Origin of the sequence: Carnobacterium sp. AT7, from assembly GCF_000171855.1 — a bacterium.
Classification (GTDB): domain Bacteria; phylum Bacillota; class Bacilli; order Lactobacillales; family Carnobacteriaceae; genus Carnobacterium_B; species Carnobacterium_B jeotgali.
In genome coordinates this window covers 1-14,892 of sequence record NZ_ABHH01000025.1, presented here as the reverse complement: position 1 = coordinate 14,892, position 14,892 = coordinate 1, and the positions used below count along the sequence as shown (strand labels likewise).

Below are 14,892 nucleotides of genomic sequence, written 5' to 3'. Positions count from 1 at the left end.
ATGGATGAGACAGCTTTTTTGTCTGAGAAGTCATAGATTGCAAAGGATGAGTAGTTTTCAATCGAATCGTTTGCGTTTTGGAGAGCTAGCAATAAACAGAGCTTCACGGTATTTTGTGACTGTTCGCCTAGATATTTTAATGCCATCTTTTTGTAAAATATCCACGATTTTTTGATCAGATAAGGGTTTTTTTGTATCTTCATTTTGAATTAAAGATTGTATTTCTTTCTTTATTTGGTTAGAAGAAATAGCACCGTCATGATCTTCAGAAGTAGACAATAAAGCATTTGTAAAGAAGTGTTTCAACTCAAATAATCCAAATTCGGTTGTAAGGTATTTTCCATTGATGGCACGACTTACTGTAGATTCATGAATACTCAACTCTTCGGCAATTGTTTTAAGCGTTAAAGATTGGATGGGATGATCTTCGGATAGAAAAAATGCTTTCTGTGCATTTACGATGGCAATTCCAATTTTAAGAATCGTATCTTCTCGTTGAATAAGCGTTCTTTTAAGCCACTCATATTCGGATTGTTTTTCCGTTAAAAACGTTGAAACCTCTTTATCTTTGAGCACTTTCAATTCTTCATAATACTCTTTTTGAAAAATGATAACGGGAAGCCCAGACTTAACAGAACTTACTACAATCTCTTGTTCATCGGTTACTTTAACAGATAAATCAGGACGAATGTACTGAGTAGGAGTACTTGAAAAGATTGCTCCAGGATGTGGTGTAAGAGTTTTAATGAAATCAGACACTTCTTGAACTTCACTCAATGATATAGCGTAACGCTTTGCAATGCATTCCCATTTTCGATTAGCAAAAGCTTCAAATTCCTCTTCAAGAATCAAATAGGCAAGGTTGGGTGCTTCTTCCTTTCTTTCTGTTTGAAGCATCAAACATTCTTGCAAATTTCTGGCGCCTACTCCTGCAGGTTCCAATTGTTGTAAAAGAGTCAATGCATCCAGTAGTTGAAGAGGGTCTGCTTGAGTTAGCGTACAAGCATCTTCCAATGAAACAGTTAGGTATCCATTATTATCAAGATATTGTGCTAACCAAATAATCAAATCACGTAAGGCAGTTTCTCTAAAAGATAAATGAATTTGATCAATAACAGTAGCATAAAGAGAAGCAGCAGGAGTGGTTGCCACTGTATCCCAGACAGACCCATTAGACGTTTGATCTGTTCTTGACTGATTGCTATTGTATTTTTGTGTCGAAGTTCCTTGGTTTCTTGGTGTCGATTTTACAGAAATAGAAATGAAAGGATTTTCTAATGATTTCTGTTTTAAAAATTCAACTAAATCTTTACGATTGTATTGCAACATTTGAATGGATTGTTGCAATTGGGGGGTCATAGCCAATTGTTGTTTTTGTAATTGAGTGTAATTTTGCTCGAAATTCAAAACGATTTCACCTCTAATATCAGTAAGTTTGATACGTTCATCATAGCATATCGAACTTTAAATGAGAATCTCATCTAAAATAAAGCAAAAGCATAGAGAAAATAATGTAAAGAATTGTTCACAACTAGCTTAATAGTAGCGTATGACTAAAAGGATGATTATAATTAAATTGTATCCTATTCGATCATTTGAAAGAGGTGTCTGATAATGAAATTGTATATTAAAGAGAAACGTTTTTCATGGCGAGATCAGTTAATCGTTCGAGATGAACAAAATCAACTCGTTTATAAGATTAAAAGCGAACGAATATCAATTGGGAACAAAGTGCATATTTATGATCACAATGAGAAGAAAGTCCTTTCAATTGAAGAGAAAAAGATAGGGTTAGTTCCTAAATATGCTATTTATCAACAAGGAGAAAAAATTGCTACAGTAAAAAAAGAATCAAATTTATTTTCATCCGACTATGAAATTGATAAAGTGAATTGGAAAATCAAAGGCAATGTTGAAAAAGAGGATTATGAAATTAAGTCCGGATTTAGTGAGATTGCTTCTTTCAAAAAGAAATAGTTTTCCTATGGTGATGCTTATGTATTAGATTGTAAAGAAGAAAAAGATGGTCAGTTAGTATTAGGTATCGTTATAGCAATTTGGTGTTTACAAATAGATGAAGAAAAATAAAAATGAGATTTAAGAAACCACTGATGAACTAGTCAAAATAGTTTATCAGTGGTTTAGTTTTGTTTACATAGTTGGTAAGTGTAAATGGTTAGTCATATTTGACTGTTTTTTTAGTGCCATATAAGCTTGAAACAACAGAATAAATACCGGCAACTCCTAAAATGATGATATAGCCGCTAATTAAGCCAGCAGCAAGATACCCACCCAATGTTAATCCTAATGCAGCTAAAAGCTGAGAACCTTGGAAAGAAAGAGAAGCAAAACTTAAATAGGAAGCTTGTTTGTCTTCAGGTATCAAATTAACTTGACGAGCATTTAAAATAGGAGCAGAAGCTAATTCTCCAATAGTAGCTATAATTGCTAATGGAATCAATAGGTAAATGCTATTGGCAGAAGCCATTAAGCTATAACCAGTAACATAAACAAACAAACCAACGATGACAACAGTACGTTCGTTCTTTTTCTCAGTTAATCGTGAAACCACGAATGTGAAACAAACAACCATAATGGTGTTGATTACTTGTAAAAGACTAAGCATTCTTACACCGTCAATAGGGATCGAGAATAATGTGATTGGGTTAAATTCTTTTGATAAACGAATTCCAGTATAGTTTTGTAAAGAAAATTCTGCTGCGCTATAAAGAGCAATTCCTAAAATTAAAATAACCCACCGTTTATCTTTAGCAGCAATATAATAGTTGGTAAACAAATCATGGAAAATTGTTTTTCCTTTTTTATGAGATACCTTATTTTTATAAGAAAGTTCTTTTTGCAGAAAAGCGGAAACGACGAATTGTAAAAGAGCTGCTCCTAAAAATAAGTAAACTAAGTAATGTTTAAATAAGAAACCACCAATTGAAGCGCCTAAAGCCATTGATAAATTAAATGTCCAGTACTGCAACTGATAGACTTTTTTACGTTCATTTGGAACAGTAGAGTCAAGTAATACAGCATCAAAAGCGGAATAATATAAGTTATAAGTAATACCACAAATAAGGTACCCACCGATTAACCAAAAATGCTGTGGTAGAAGACCAGTAAAATTTAAGGCAACAATAAATAAGGAAACGCCATATAAATTTTGGAAAATCATGAGTATTTTTTTTCGTTGAAAATTATCTGCTAAATAGCCACCGACGATTCCAGCTAAAAATGAAGAGACAACATTTATCATGACTAATAAACCAAGCGTTTCTGAGCTAAATATACCAGATAAATAAATAATCAAGTAAGGAATGGTACAAGCATAAACTAAACTACTAAAAAATGAAGTGACTAGTGTTGTTTGAATATTTTTTGAAAAAGATGATAGCATAATAAGCTCCTTACAAATAAGAAAACAGGTGATTTATTTGATCTGTATCCTTATCTTGTTTTTTTATAAAGTAGTAAGAAATAAGTACAGATAAGTTACTTCTCGAACAACTTAATAAAAGTAGCGTAGCACAATTCTAAGAATAAGAAAATAAAAAAATTAGAAAAAGTTAACTTAATAAAAAAAGACCTGAGATAATTTCCTCAGGTCATCTAGTTAATTATTAAAAATTATTTACGTACATCTTCAACAGCGCTCAATTTTTCCACGTCTTCGGGAGAAATCGTGAAATCTAATTGACTGTTTTCAACAATTCGTTCTTCGTGTGTTGACTTAGGAAGTGGCAATGTTTCGCGTTCTAAACAATAACGGATACATAATTGTGCAGGAGTCACATCGTATTTTTCTGCCATTTCTTTAATTTCTGGACTGTTTAATGTTTGACCGGTTGCTAATGGAGAGTAAGCTTCAACCACAATATTGTGTTCTTTACAAAAAGCAAGAAGTTCCTCTTGATCATGTCCAACGTAGAATGGAATTTGATTAGCCATTGGTACGATGTCACAAGCATCGATAAGAGCTTGAATATCTGACACAGAAAAATTAGAAACTCCGATAGTGCGAATCTTACCATCGTTGTATAATTTTTCCATAGCTTTCCAAGATTGAATGTTTTCTTCGGTATAGTCAGCACCTTTTTCATTCCAAGGCCATGGAGCATGAATAAGATAAAGGTCTAAATAATCTACACCTAAGTTTGTAATAGTGGTGTTGAAAGCCTCTAAGGTTTCATCGTAACCTTTAATTTGAGCTGGTAATTTACTAGTGATAAAGATTTCTTCACGTGGTAAATCAAAATCTTTGATTGCTTTTCCAACATTTTCTTCATTTTGGTAAGCTAATGCTGTGTCAATATGAGTGTAGCCATTTTTAAGAGCCATTGTTACGGCATCATATGCTTCCTCATTTGGGATTTGCCAAGTACCAAAACCGATATTTGGGATCTCAACACCATTGTGAAACACAAAAGAATTTTCTTTCATCATAAATTATTTCCTCCTCATTTTTAAAGATGTTACTTCCTTATTGTATGCTTTTTTTAAAGTGAAGTAAAATAATAGTGTATCCGTTTTCTAATATAAGTATAACTCAGATTTTAGAATATAAAGTATGTGGTTAAATCACGCCAAGATAAGTGTTGTTTGGTATAATATGTTAACTACTCAAAGCAAACATAGTTTTTTTATGCTAGCCAGAATACATAGAAAGGTGAGAATGAAAATGAAATTTGAAATGCTCTGCAACAATAAAGTATACGTTGAAGATGTCGCTTTAGAAGTGTTTAATGAATTTGTATTAAAAACAGCTAGCACTAAGTCGTATAAAGAATGTGTTGATTTTTTCTCGCATACCTATGAAAAAAACTTCCCAATGACTTTTATAGCAACTAAAAATGAAAAGTTAGTAGGGTCTGTATCGCTTTTTGAAAATGATTGGGCAGAAAAAAAAGAAGCAACTCCTTGGATTGCGTCGTTAGTAGTAGAACCCGAATATCGTAATCAAAAGATTGCTGAAAAATTGCTAACAATGGCTATAGCACACTTAGAAAAGATAGGGTATGAAGCAGTCTTTCTTAAAACAGAAAATGCTCCAAATTATTACATAAAAAGAGGGTATCAACTTATAGAAGTAACCCAAAACAGTGATGGACAAACCGTGTACATATTTTCAAAGAAGTGTCATGGTTAACTTGTTTTTTGAGTACTGAGCAACTACTGCTAACAATCAATTAGGAATAAAAAAAAATAATCAAATAGTGTAAACCCTATCATCTATATTGTACCATCTGTCATAAGAGACTATAATAAAAATTAGAGGAATTAATGATAGAAACTAAATTAAATATTGCAAAATAGCTAGAAATTTAGAGTGTTTATTATTTTATTAATTTGAAAAAAATGAGAGTTTAAACAGTCAAATGGAGGTAATATATGGGTAAGAAATATGTATTAAAAGGATTATCATTATTTCTATTTATTCCATTAACAATCAATTATTTTATTAAAACACCTTTCACATCAGATATATCCTTGCTATCAGTTATTCTTGTTTTCGGGATTACATGGATGACATATGAAGAAGTTAGATTGTTTTTAGACCACTCAGATAGTAGAAGTAAGAGTCAAATGATTATAGATCGTGCTTTTCTATTGATCCTAATTTCTATGTCAATAGATACTGTGGTTACTTTTTTTATTAACTAAAATACTAGAAAATATTAACGGTAAAAGGAAATAATAAAGACACTGATAACAATAAAGCGTATATTAGTATACATTCTATATAAAGTAACTGGTTTAATCATTGGAGGAGTTTTGGAGTGGGCTCAGAAAGAAAAATACATATCGTTGGTTCTGTGGGTAGTGGAAAAACGACTTTAGCAAAGAAGCTCTCAAGTGAACTAAATATTCCCTATTATGAGATAGATAATATCATTTTTGAAAGACAGCCATCAGGAGATTGTAGAAGGTCTGATGAGGAAATAGTAAAAAGGATAGAAGAAATCAGTAAAACTGAAACGTGGATTTTAGAAGGAACTAGTACAAAAGAATGGGTGATTAATAGTTTTAAAAATGCGGATTCTATTATTTTTCTAGATACACCTTATTTTATCAGAGTAAAACGTATTTTATTTAGATATGTGAAGCAAGTATTAAAAGTAGAAAAAGCAAATTATAAACCAACTTTTTCAATGCTTATAAATATGTTTAAATGGAATCACAAGTTTAATAAGGTGAATAAAACTGAATTTTATAAACTAACACAAGAATATAAAAATAAAGTAAGAATATATCCTTCTAAATTGAATAAAGGGGAAAAAAACTAATTTTTTTGATTGACTAATAATAGGAGGAAAAGATATAATTTTCACTTCTGATGAAAAAAGTAGTTGTTTATACTGTTATGCTTGTCATTTGATGTATGGATAAGTATTATAGTAAAAGATAGCTTCCAATTGGCTGTTTGTTGTATGAGAGACAGTCATATTATTTATTTAAAAATCATTAAGAAAGTATATAAAGTGTATCAAAAAAAAACGATTTGGGTCATAATATTAAAAGCAGTATATATAAAACAATAATCGCTTTTTTTTAAGTGAGTGGAGGTATATTTAGTTATTATGAAAAAAAACGAAGGTATTATTGATTGGTTTATTCGATTTGTGAAAGGAATGTTCATTGGTTCTGGCGCTATCTTGCCTGGAGTAAGTGGTGGAGCATTAGCTGCTGTATTTGGAATTTATGAAAATATGATTGCATTTCTTTCAAATATTCGCAAAGATTTTCTTAAAAATGTAAACTATTTTATTCCAGTAGGGATTGGTGGTTTATTCGGGATTTTTGTACTAGCGTATCCGATTGATTATTTTTTGAAAAATAATGAGGTTCAGGTTTTATGGTGCTTTATCGGTTGTATTCTGGGAACATTGCCCGCTTTATACAAAGAAGCTGGAAAAAATGGACGCAAACCTTATCATCTTGTTATCACAGTAGTTGTTGCTATTCTTGCTTTTATTGGATTACTTTATGCAAAATTCAATATGAATGTAATTGTTGAACAATCTACTTTATCATGGGTAATGGCTGGCGGTATTTTTGCATTAGGTTTTATTGTTCCTGGATTAAGCCCGTCAAACTTCTTGATGTATATGCATCTATATGAACCGATGACAGAAGGAATAAAAGATCTGAACTTTTCTATTTTGATTCCTGTTGCGATTGGGGCAATTTTATGCGTGTTATTATTGTCTAAATTGGTAAGCAAGTTAATGGAAATTGCCTATACATCTATCTTCCACTTTATTTTGGGTGTTGTAATAGCTTCAACGGTCATCATCGCTCCGATGCCTGAACAATATAATGGCATGACTGCTGGAGAAATAGCAGTGACAGTTGTGTTATTCTTTGTAGGATTGTCTGTAGGATTGCTAATGGAAAAATTGGAAAGCAACTATAAACCGGCTGAAATAAATAGATAATAGCAGGAAGTTTTTTTAATTCTGGTTTAATTTAAACTAAAAAGTATTGATGAGCATACTCATCAATACTTTTTTTAATGTAACTATCTTTTTATCTTAGTGCCGATACCTTTTTGTAATAAAACAGCGCCTAGTGCTCCAACCATTCCTTGAAGCAAATTACCAGGAATTGAAACAGCTGCTCCAGCTATACCATACATGAAGCTTTCGGCGACGAAATAGCCTAAAGCCATAAAAATCCCAGCAGGAATAGCTGCTAAAAAGGGATTGTTATAGCCTGTTTTTTGAAAAATCCAACCGCAAATATAGCCTTGTAATCCTTTAACTACGAATGTGATAGGAGCATAATAAGCATAACCAATAATAATGTCAGCAAGGGCACTTCCCAATCCGCCCACAAAAAAACCAGCTTTTTTTCCTAAAAAAAGGGCTGCAAACAATAAAACCATATCCCCAAGATTAATGTAACCATGAAAAGAAGGAATGCGAACAAGGATAGTCATTACGATAGTTAAAGCCATCAATAAAGCAAAAGTTACAATTTCTTTAGTATTAATTTTGTGCATTATCCTCATCCTTTATCTATAGTGATAAAATCATTTTATCTTTTTTCAATGTTAAAGTCATGATTTTTTTCAAATTCAAAAAAAAATTAGAAAAGAACAGATTCTAGTATGTGAATTATGCTAGACTAGTAGTAATTAAGAACCAGGTAGAAGAGGAGAAAAAGATGAAGCAGCCCAGAATTTTAGTTATCCAAGATATTTCAGCAAGTTGCCGTATTTCAATGAATGTGGCTGTCCCAATTCTAAGTTGTTTAGAAAACTGGGTGAGCATCTTGCCTACAGCATTGTTGTCTACACATACTGGTAAAGGTTTTGAAGATTATACTTTTTTAGATTTAAGTGCTGAGATACCAGCTATCTTAAACCATTGGCGTTCGTTAGGAATAAAATTTGATGGGATAGTCATTGGGTATTTAGGCTCTATAGAACAAATTAAATTGATGGAAAGCATTATCAAACAATTTTCAACAGAAGAAGCTCTAATTGTAGTAGATCCTGTGATGGGTGATCACGGAACTTTATACCCGGGTTTTACCTCTGAGCATGTTGAAGCGATGCGTAAACTTTGTCAATTTGCAGATGTCTTGATACCAAATGTGACTGAAGCTTGCTTACTAACAGAAATAAACTATCCAGAAAAGCCACATAATATAGAAAAAATCGAACCTATTATTAGGAAATTAACGGACAAAAACAACCGAAATATTGTCTTATCGGGTGTAACCGGAAATGAAAGACAAGTTGGTGCTGCATTTATTTCCAAAGGAAGTTCAAAAATCCATTATGCTTTTTCAGAAGTTTATCCGGGGCATTTCGATGGAGTAGGAGATTTGTTTACAAGTGTAGTAGCAGGATTTTTATTTCAAAAACACAGCTTGAAAAGAGCCAACGAAGTAGCCGTAAATTACATTTCCAGAGTGGTCAAACGGACTATTGAAGACCAAATTGATCCCTTGTATGGAATTGCTTTTGAAAAAGATTTGATGTATTTAATGAAAGAACTAAAAAAATAATTATCCATTATTGAAGGTAACAGAAAAAGCAACCAAAAGTTGCAAACGGTATGTTTACAGCTTTTGGTTGCTTTTTCCTATGTCTAAATATCGGTTTTTACTGAATAAAAGAGTAATAAACACCCAATAAATGCCGCCACTATTCCAGCACTTAACATTTCTGGAACACCAGCATGGTCTAGCAACCATCCACCTATAAAACTTCCAACCACACTACCTAGGGTAACAGCGCCTATGTTAAACGCTTGTCCTTTGACATAATCTGGTTTCTGCATTAGCTGATTGACATAATAAGTTGAGGCTGGAATGTAAAGAGCAAATGCTAATCCTTGAAATAATTGAGTAATATTAAGCATAAATATTGATCCTGATAGTAAGAAAAGAATACTTCTGATTACAAAGGAAATGGCAGCTACTTTCAACCAAATACCACTTTTTCGTTTAGTCAATAAATAGCTGAATCCTAACATAGCAGGTAGTTCACTCAAAGCTGTAATCATTAACGACAAACCAAAGTCACTGTCGTTTCCTCCAAGCGAATGAATGATTTGGACTAAATATGTATTTACAATAGTATGAAAAAGAAACAAACAGGCCGCTCCTATTAGAAAATAGGCAAAGCGAGGGTATCTTTTAAAAAAGGTTTCTTTTTCTTTGGTTAAAGGGTTATTCGACTTTAAATTTGGAGCAGATGGCACTTCAGAAATAGTAGTTTCGGGAAAGGTGAAAATAAGGACCAAAAAAGCTAATAATAAAAAAATACAGGCAATAGGTAAAATAATTGTACTAAAGCGTGTTAACAATAGACCTAACGTGTATGAAGTTAGAGCGAACGCTAGGGAACCTGCTCCTCTTGTTAAACCAAAATTGATTTTTACCCCACTATTAATGTGTTCAAAGGTAAAAGAATTAATGAATGGCTGCATGGATAAGACTAATGAAACTACAGCTATAAATAGTAATGCTTCAATTGCAGGAGCGCCAGTAGAAAGAAGCAAAGAAACAAGAAGGGCAATAGATAAAATCGTAAGCATAGCTAAGCTCCATTTCAATGTTAATCTTTTAAACTTATCGATTACAGCACCTAAAGTAGGTTGTAAAATAACAGATAAGATATTGGAGCTGGCAAGAATAAGCCCAATATTTTGATTTTCGAAGCTTCGGGAGAGCAAAAAGACTGAAGCAAAACCATAGATGGAGCAAAATACCATCCAATATAAGCTTTGTAGCAGAGCATATTTTATGGTTAAAGTACGAATTGTTGTCATAAATTGTTATTCTTCCTTTCCTATTAAACCAAAATTGGATTTCTTTGTCCCTCTAAGTATCATAGCATGTATTCACTTCAAAAAAGAAGAAGTTAGATGGAATATTTAATCTGAACAAATCATTAGGATTTCTTTTTTTTTTTTTTTTGGTATACTTATTATTAGTAAGAAGTGTGTTAATAAAAATTATGTAAAAAGATTAGTGTTTGGAGGAAAGAATAATGAGAGCAGTTATTATCGAAGAATACGGTGGAAAAGAAAAGTTGAAAGAATCAGAAGTACCGATGCCTAAAGCGGGTGCTCATCAAGTAGTTATAAAAGAAAAAGCAACTTCAATCAATCCTATCGACTGGAAATTACGCGAAGGGTATTTACAGACAATGATGCCTTGGGAATTTCCGATTATTTTGGGATGGGATGTTGCTGGAGATATTGTTGAAGTCGGCAGTGAAGTAACGGACTGGAAAGTTGGAGACCGAGTTTTCGCGCGCCCAGAGACAACACGTTTTGGAACATATGCTGAATATACTGCAGTAGATGATCATTTATTGGCTTATATTCCTGAAACGATTTCTTATGAAGAAGCAGCGGCTGTTCCTTTAGCAGGATTGACAGCTTGGCAAGCATTATTTGATCATGGCAAATTGGTTGAAGGAGAAAAAGTATTGATCCATGCTGGTTCAGGTGGAGTCGGAACTTATGCTATCCAATTAGCTAAAAGTAAAGGTGCTTATGTTATTTCTACAGCAAGCGAAAAAAATCGTGAATTGTTGTTGAGCTTAGGAGTAGATCAATTTATTGATTATAAGAATGAAGACTTTACAGAAATTTTGAGTGATATAGATGTTATTTTTGATACTATGGGCGGAGAAATCTTAGCTAATAGTTTTAAAGTAATCAAACCGCATACTGGACGTATCATTTCAATTGTTGGCGAAGCAGACAAAGCATTAGTTGAAAAAGCAGATGTTACGTTTAAGAATATTTGGTTAGAACCAAAAGGAGAACAATTGGCCGAATTAGCTCAATTAATGGAAGAAGGCAAAGTGAAATCTATTATTGGCGCAACTTATCCTTTGACTGAAAAAGGCATTTACGATGCTCACGCAATGAGTGAAACACACCATGCAGTGGGTAAAATCGTGATTAAAGTAGGAGAATAAAGAACCATAAAAGCATTCATTTACTATGTGAAGAAAAAGAAGTGACTGTATTCAGTTGCTTCTTTTTCTGCCTTTTATATTAAACAAACTAGCTTTAAAGCATCTATTCAAACCGGTTTTGCATATCTTTTGAGGAAAAAATAATATACGAATTATGTCACTTCCAAAACTTCACCAGCAAACTAATAGGGTAATGGTATATTATATTCAATTTGGGTAACTTCAAAATTAAACCAATTAAAATTTCCAGTCTTTAATTTCCATGTGACATCACCTTTTGTCGGAACTTTTATTCCATCAAATTTTTTATAAGCATACAAAGAAATTGACCACAACTCTAACCGGAACTTGTTGTCAAATTCTCCGTACCTTTCAGCCTCAAAATTAATCACCTCACCCTTATCATTAAAGGTTAATACTCCTGAGGCGATCACTTCTTTGTATGTCATAGTTGCTTTTGCATGTTTAGTATCAATCTCTTCCCACGTTATAAAATTATTTACTACAGCAGTAGGAAACCACACCATCTCAGCAAGGTATCTTAATAATGTACCCTGATTGATTTTTTTTCCTTTTGAATTGGCAACATTAAATAATGAAAGGAATTTAATCAGCATGTTTCCTTTTCCTTCCGTGTATATATCTCTTCCAACAATATGAAATAAGGGAGCCATTTTAATATTTGCTTTCCAAATAAAACTTGGCTCCTCTGTGGTAAAGTATTGTTCTGCCTGAACAGGCATCCATCTTTTGTCTATTTCTAATCTCATAGTTGCTTTTTGCTTTAAACGAACAGATGTTACCTTTTCCTTTCCAATAATTTGGGCGTATTTAAGCCACCTTTGAACATTTTGTGGCAGTACTTCTATATCTGCCTTAGATATATGTGACCTTTTATTTTTTACCTTGTTAAATAATACTTTTATCTCATTATCTACATTTTTATTAAATACCAAATTACCTATAAATGAAACTGATACAAATATGATAATAAATATTAACACAACTATTAATATTGGCATGTTACACCTCCCATAATTCTAATAAAATCAACTAAATTACTTTTATCAATAAAGCTTGGTATTTATTAAAATTAGTACATTCAATAAATATTGTGTAATATCTGTAAGTTTCATCTTGATAACTAGTTTTGGAAATAGCAGATACTTATTATTCAAAGAAAATCAACTTCTTTATGCGGTTAATATATTCATAAAAACCCTCCTAGCATTCAGTTATGAAGCCATTATACCACCTAAATAATAACTAAATGACTTTTTTTAAAGCGTTTACAATTATTAAGAATGGTTAAGTTATATTTCCTTATAAATACTTTTAAAGAAGATATGCTATTAACTAACGTATATTATCTAACAGTTCGTTAAATATGTACAAAATATGGCTAAATATACAAAACAAGCGTTTCGTAAATTAAAAACAATATGTATCCGCTTTCGGAAATAAGAATGTAATAAAGCGAGCTGCTTTGTTAAAGAATTAACATCATTTTCGGATGAATTCTATGCTATACTAACAAATGTGAGAAAAATAAAAGGGTATAAAAAACCACGGAGGGCATACTTTGAAAAAGAAATTAATGACCGGGATAATTGCAGCACTATTACTTGCAAGTCCTATCGTAATGCCAACTGTGACAGAAGCAGCGAGCGTCGAAGATCTTGAGAGCCAAAAAGCTGAATTAGAAAATAAATCAAATGATTTAAACTCAAAAATCCAATCACAAGAAGAAACGTTAAATAACCTAGAATCTGAAAAAGCAAACCTTGAATCAGAAGTTGAAAAACTTCAAACAGACATTGATGCAGTTGTTCTAGAATTAAAAGCACAAGAGCAGAAATTAGCTGACTCAAAAGCAAAAATTGAAAAATTAAAAGTAGAAATTGAAAAACTTAAAGATTTAATTGCTAAACGTGAAGAAAAATTAGAGCATCAAGCAAGATCTGTTCAAACCGATGGTAATACTACTAATATGGTAGAGTTGGTATTATCGGCAGATAGTTTGTCTGATTTAATTGGCCGTGTAGGTGTGGTAAATCAATTGGTTTCTGCAAATAAAGATATTGTAACTCAACAAGAGAATGATAAAAAAGAAGTAGAAAAAAATGAACAAGCTGCACAAGAAGAAAAAGTAGCGATAGAATCATTAAAATCAGAAATTGAAGTTAATAAAAATAATTTAGTTGCTCAAAAAGCAGAACTAGATGATAAAATTATTCAAGTGGCAACAAAATACGATATGACAGAGTCTGAAAAAAATCAATTTGTTAAAGAACAAGCCGTTATTGCTACTCAAACAAGTGTCTTGTCAAGCGAGTTGCAACAAGAACGTCAACGTATTATTGCTGAAGAAGAACAAGCACAAGCGGCTGCTAAAAAAGCAGAAGCTGAGGCGGAAGCACAAGCTGCACAAGCTGAAGCTAAACAAACAGCTAATAGTTCTTCATCGAACAGTTCTAAGGATTCAAGCAGTACTACTGCACCTTCAAGTAGCCCGTCTTCTTCAAATAGTTCAGGATTCATCAAACCAAGTGGCGGTTACTCAACTTCTTCATACGGATACCGTATCCACCCTATTACTGGTGTAAATAAATTACATGGTGGTATTGATTTTGGTGGTGGTGGTCCAATTGTAGCAGCACAAAGTGGAACAGTCGTTTTTGCTGGATACCATAGTTCTTGGGGTTACTATGTGAAAATTGATCATGGAAATGGTCTTCAAACACTTTATGCCCATATGGTTGCAGGTAGTTTGCTTGTTTCTCCTGGACAACACGTTTCTCAGGGTCAACAAATTGGAACAATGGGTACGACCGGTTCTTCTACAGGAGTACATTTACACTTTGAAGTTTATGTAAATGGTTCTCGTGTCGATCCAGCTAACTATCTATAGAAGAAAGAACTAAAAAAGTGAACGGTTTGTATAAGATTACGAATTAAAAACTTAAATAGCTGAAGTCCTCTCTTTTAAAGAGAGGACTTTTTTAGTAGAATGAATGAGAAGAAGAAATGGGCGGAGGATCACAAATGGAATTAATTTTATCTACAAAAAATGAACGTGTAAAGAACTGGAAAAAGCTTCACTCCAAAAAAGGGCGCCAAAAAGCAGGAACTTATTTAATAGAAGGATTTCATTTAATAGAAGAAGCTTTAAAAAATCATGCAGACATTTTGGAAATGATGATAAGTGAAGAAATCGCTTTTGAAGATATCCCGCAATTTGATGAAGAAAAACAAGTTGAAATTTCGACGGAAATTGCCAAAGTCTTAAGTGAGACAGAAACTTCTCAGGGGATTTTTGCTGTTATTCAAAAAACAGATTTAATAGAAAAACCTTTATTAGATAAGCCTTTTTTGTTGTTAGATAATGTTCAAGATCCAGGAAATGTTGGAACAATGGTTCGTACAGCTGATGCTGCTGG

General features: G+C 32.6%; 15 protein-coding genes. 9 read left to right on the top strand and 6 right to left on the bottom strand.

The window, feature by feature from the left end; genetic code table 11:
* Positions 1–57 precede the first annotated feature (57 nt).
* A complete protein-coding gene (gene rpoN, locus CAT7_RS09200; RefSeq protein ID WP_007724785.1) occupies positions 58–1,407 on the bottom strand; it encodes an RNA polymerase factor sigma-54 in 1,350 nt (449 codons plus the stop codon).
* A 207-nt stretch (positions 1,408–1,614) separates the two neighbouring features.
* Between rpoN and CAT7_RS09195 the strand changes: the two genes are divergently transcribed.
* Positions 1,615–1,977 carry an LURP-one-related/scramblase family protein gene (locus tag CAT7_RS09195; protein WP_007724783.1) on the top strand — a complete coding sequence of 121 codons (363 nt, stop codon included), beginning with the start codon at positions 1,615–1,617 and terminating at the stop codon, positions 1,975–1,977.
* Positions 1,978–2,176: 199 nt separating this feature from the next.
* On the opposite strand, the gene CAT7_RS09190 is transcribed toward CAT7_RS09195, so the two are convergent.
* Together CAT7_RS09190 and CAT7_RS09185 are read right to left on the bottom strand one after the other, a co-directional pair.
* Positions 2,177–3,403, bottom strand: coding sequence for an MFS transporter (locus CAT7_RS09190; RefSeq protein ID WP_007724781.1), 1,227 nt, complete (start codon positions 3,401–3,403; stop codon positions 2,177–2,179).
* Between the two features lie 230 nt (positions 3,404–3,633).
* The gene (locus CAT7_RS09185; RefSeq protein ID WP_007724777.1) at positions 3,634–4,449 is read right to left on the bottom strand and encodes an aldo/keto reductase; all 816 of its coding nucleotides are present in this window, start codon (positions 4,447–4,449) and stop codon (positions 3,634–3,636) included.
* Positions 4,450–4,678: 229 nt separating this feature from the next.
* Between CAT7_RS09185 and CAT7_RS09180 the strand changes: the two genes are divergently transcribed.
* The 4 genes from CAT7_RS09180 (at position 4,679) to CAT7_RS09165 (ending at position 7,442) form a co-directional block, all read left to right on the top strand.
* Positions 4,679–5,152: a GNAT family N-acetyltransferase gene (locus CAT7_RS09180; protein ID WP_197050096.1), complete on the top strand. Its 474-nt coding sequence runs from the start codon at positions 4,679–4,681 to the stop codon at positions 5,150–5,152.
* Positions 5,153–5,394: 242 nt separating this feature from the next.
* Positions 5,395–5,667, top strand: coding sequence for a hypothetical protein (locus tag CAT7_RS09175; protein WP_007724773.1), 273 nt, complete (start codon positions 5,395–5,397; stop codon positions 5,665–5,667).
* A gap of 116 nt (positions 5,668–5,783) precedes the next feature.
* Positions 5,784–6,290 (top strand): AAA family ATPase, encoded by a 507-nt coding sequence (locus CAT7_RS09170; protein ID WP_007724772.1) that lies wholly within the window; start codon positions 5,784–5,786, stop codon positions 6,288–6,290.
* A 294-nt stretch (positions 6,291–6,584) separates the two neighbouring features.
* Positions 6,585–7,442, top strand: coding sequence for a DUF368 domain-containing protein (locus CAT7_RS09165; protein WP_007724771.1), 858 nt, complete (start codon positions 6,585–6,587; stop codon positions 7,440–7,442).
* 83 nt (positions 7,443–7,525) lie between these two features.
* Here CAT7_RS09165 and CAT7_RS09160 read toward each other — a convergent pair whose 3' ends face one another.
* Positions 7,526–8,008, bottom strand: coding sequence for an ECF transporter S component (locus tag CAT7_RS09160; protein WP_007724770.1), 483 nt, complete (start codon positions 8,006–8,008; stop codon positions 7,526–7,528).
* 164 nt (positions 8,009–8,172) lie between these two features.
* Here CAT7_RS09160 and CAT7_RS09155 point away from each other — a divergent pair, with 164 nt between their 5' ends.
* Positions 8,173–9,021: a pyridoxamine kinase gene (locus tag CAT7_RS09155; protein WP_007724769.1), complete on the top strand. Its 849-nt coding sequence runs from the start codon at positions 8,173–8,175 to the stop codon at positions 9,019–9,021.
* A gap of 83 nt (positions 9,022–9,104) precedes the next feature.
* Here CAT7_RS09155 and CAT7_RS09150 read toward each other — a convergent pair whose 3' ends face one another.
* A complete protein-coding gene (locus CAT7_RS09150) occupies positions 9,105–10,289 on the bottom strand; it encodes an MFS transporter (protein ID WP_007724768.1) in 1,185 nt (394 codons plus the stop codon).
* Between the two features lie 221 nt (positions 10,290–10,510).
* On the opposite strand from CAT7_RS09150, the gene CAT7_RS09145 reads away from it, so the two are divergent.
* A complete protein-coding gene (locus CAT7_RS09145) occupies positions 10,511–11,452 on the top strand; it encodes an NADP-dependent oxidoreductase (protein WP_007724766.1) in 942 nt (313 codons plus the stop codon).
* A 182-nt stretch (positions 11,453–11,634) separates the two neighbouring features.
* Here CAT7_RS09145 and CAT7_RS09140 read toward each other — a convergent pair whose 3' ends face one another.
* Positions 11,635–12,474, bottom strand: coding sequence for a DUF6544 family protein (locus tag CAT7_RS09140; RefSeq protein ID WP_007724765.1), 840 nt, complete (start codon positions 12,472–12,474; stop codon positions 11,635–11,637).
* A gap of 560 nt (positions 12,475–13,034) precedes the next feature.
* On the opposite strand from CAT7_RS09140, the gene CAT7_RS09135 reads away from it, so the two are divergent.
* Both CAT7_RS09135 and CAT7_RS09130 read left to right on the top strand, forming a co-directional pair.
* A complete protein-coding gene (locus tag CAT7_RS09135) occupies positions 13,035–14,363 on the top strand; it encodes a murein hydrolase activator EnvC family protein (protein WP_007724764.1) in 1,329 nt (442 codons plus the stop codon).
* A 134-nt stretch (positions 14,364–14,497) separates the two neighbouring features.
* Positions 14,498–14,892, top strand: a 395-nt coding sequence (locus CAT7_RS09130; RefSeq protein WP_007724763.1) for a TrmH family RNA methyltransferase, incomplete at its 3' end; no start/stop codon positions are given.

What these genes read in the sequence shown, in the direction of transcription:
- CAT7_RS09195 (WP_007724783.1), top strand. Translation starts at nt 1,615, where the DNA reads ATGAAATTGTATATTAAAGAGAAACGTTTTTCATGGCGAGATCAGTTA.
- CAT7_RS09190 (WP_007724781.1), bottom strand. Translation starts at nt 3,403, where the DNA reads ATGCTATCATCTTTTTCAAAAAATATTCAAACAACACTAGTCACTTCA.
- CAT7_RS09185 (WP_007724777.1), bottom strand. Translation starts at nt 4,449, where the DNA reads ATGATGAAAGAAAATTCTTTTGTGTTTCACAATGGTGTTGAGATCCCA.
- CAT7_RS09180 (WP_197050096.1), top strand. Translation starts at nt 4,679, where the DNA reads ATGAAAATGAAATTTGAAATGCTCTGCAACAATAAAGTATACGTTGAA.
- CAT7_RS09175 (WP_007724773.1), top strand. Translation starts at nt 5,395, where the DNA reads ATGGGTAAGAAATATGTATTAAAAGGATTATCATTATTTCTATTTATT.
- CAT7_RS09165 (WP_007724771.1), top strand. Translation starts at nt 6,585, where the DNA reads ATGAAAAAAAACGAAGGTATTATTGATTGGTTTATTCGATTTGTGAAA.
- CAT7_RS09160 (WP_007724770.1), bottom strand. Translation starts at nt 8,008, where the DNA reads ATGCACAAAATTAATACTAAAGAAATTGTAACTTTTGCTTTATTGATG.
- CAT7_RS09155 (WP_007724769.1), top strand. Translation starts at nt 8,173, where the DNA reads ATGAAGCAGCCCAGAATTTTAGTTATCCAAGATATTTCAGCAAGTTGC.
- CAT7_RS09150 (WP_007724768.1), bottom strand. Translation starts at nt 10,289, where the DNA reads ATGACAACAATTCGTACTTTAACCATAAAATATGCTCTGCTACAAAGC.
- CAT7_RS09145 (WP_007724766.1), top strand. Translation starts at nt 10,511, where the DNA reads ATGAGAGCAGTTATTATCGAAGAATACGGTGGAAAAGAAAAGTTGAAA.
- CAT7_RS09140 (WP_007724765.1), bottom strand. Translation starts at nt 12,474, where the DNA reads ATGCCAATATTAATAGTTGTGTTAATATTTATTATCATATTTGTATCA.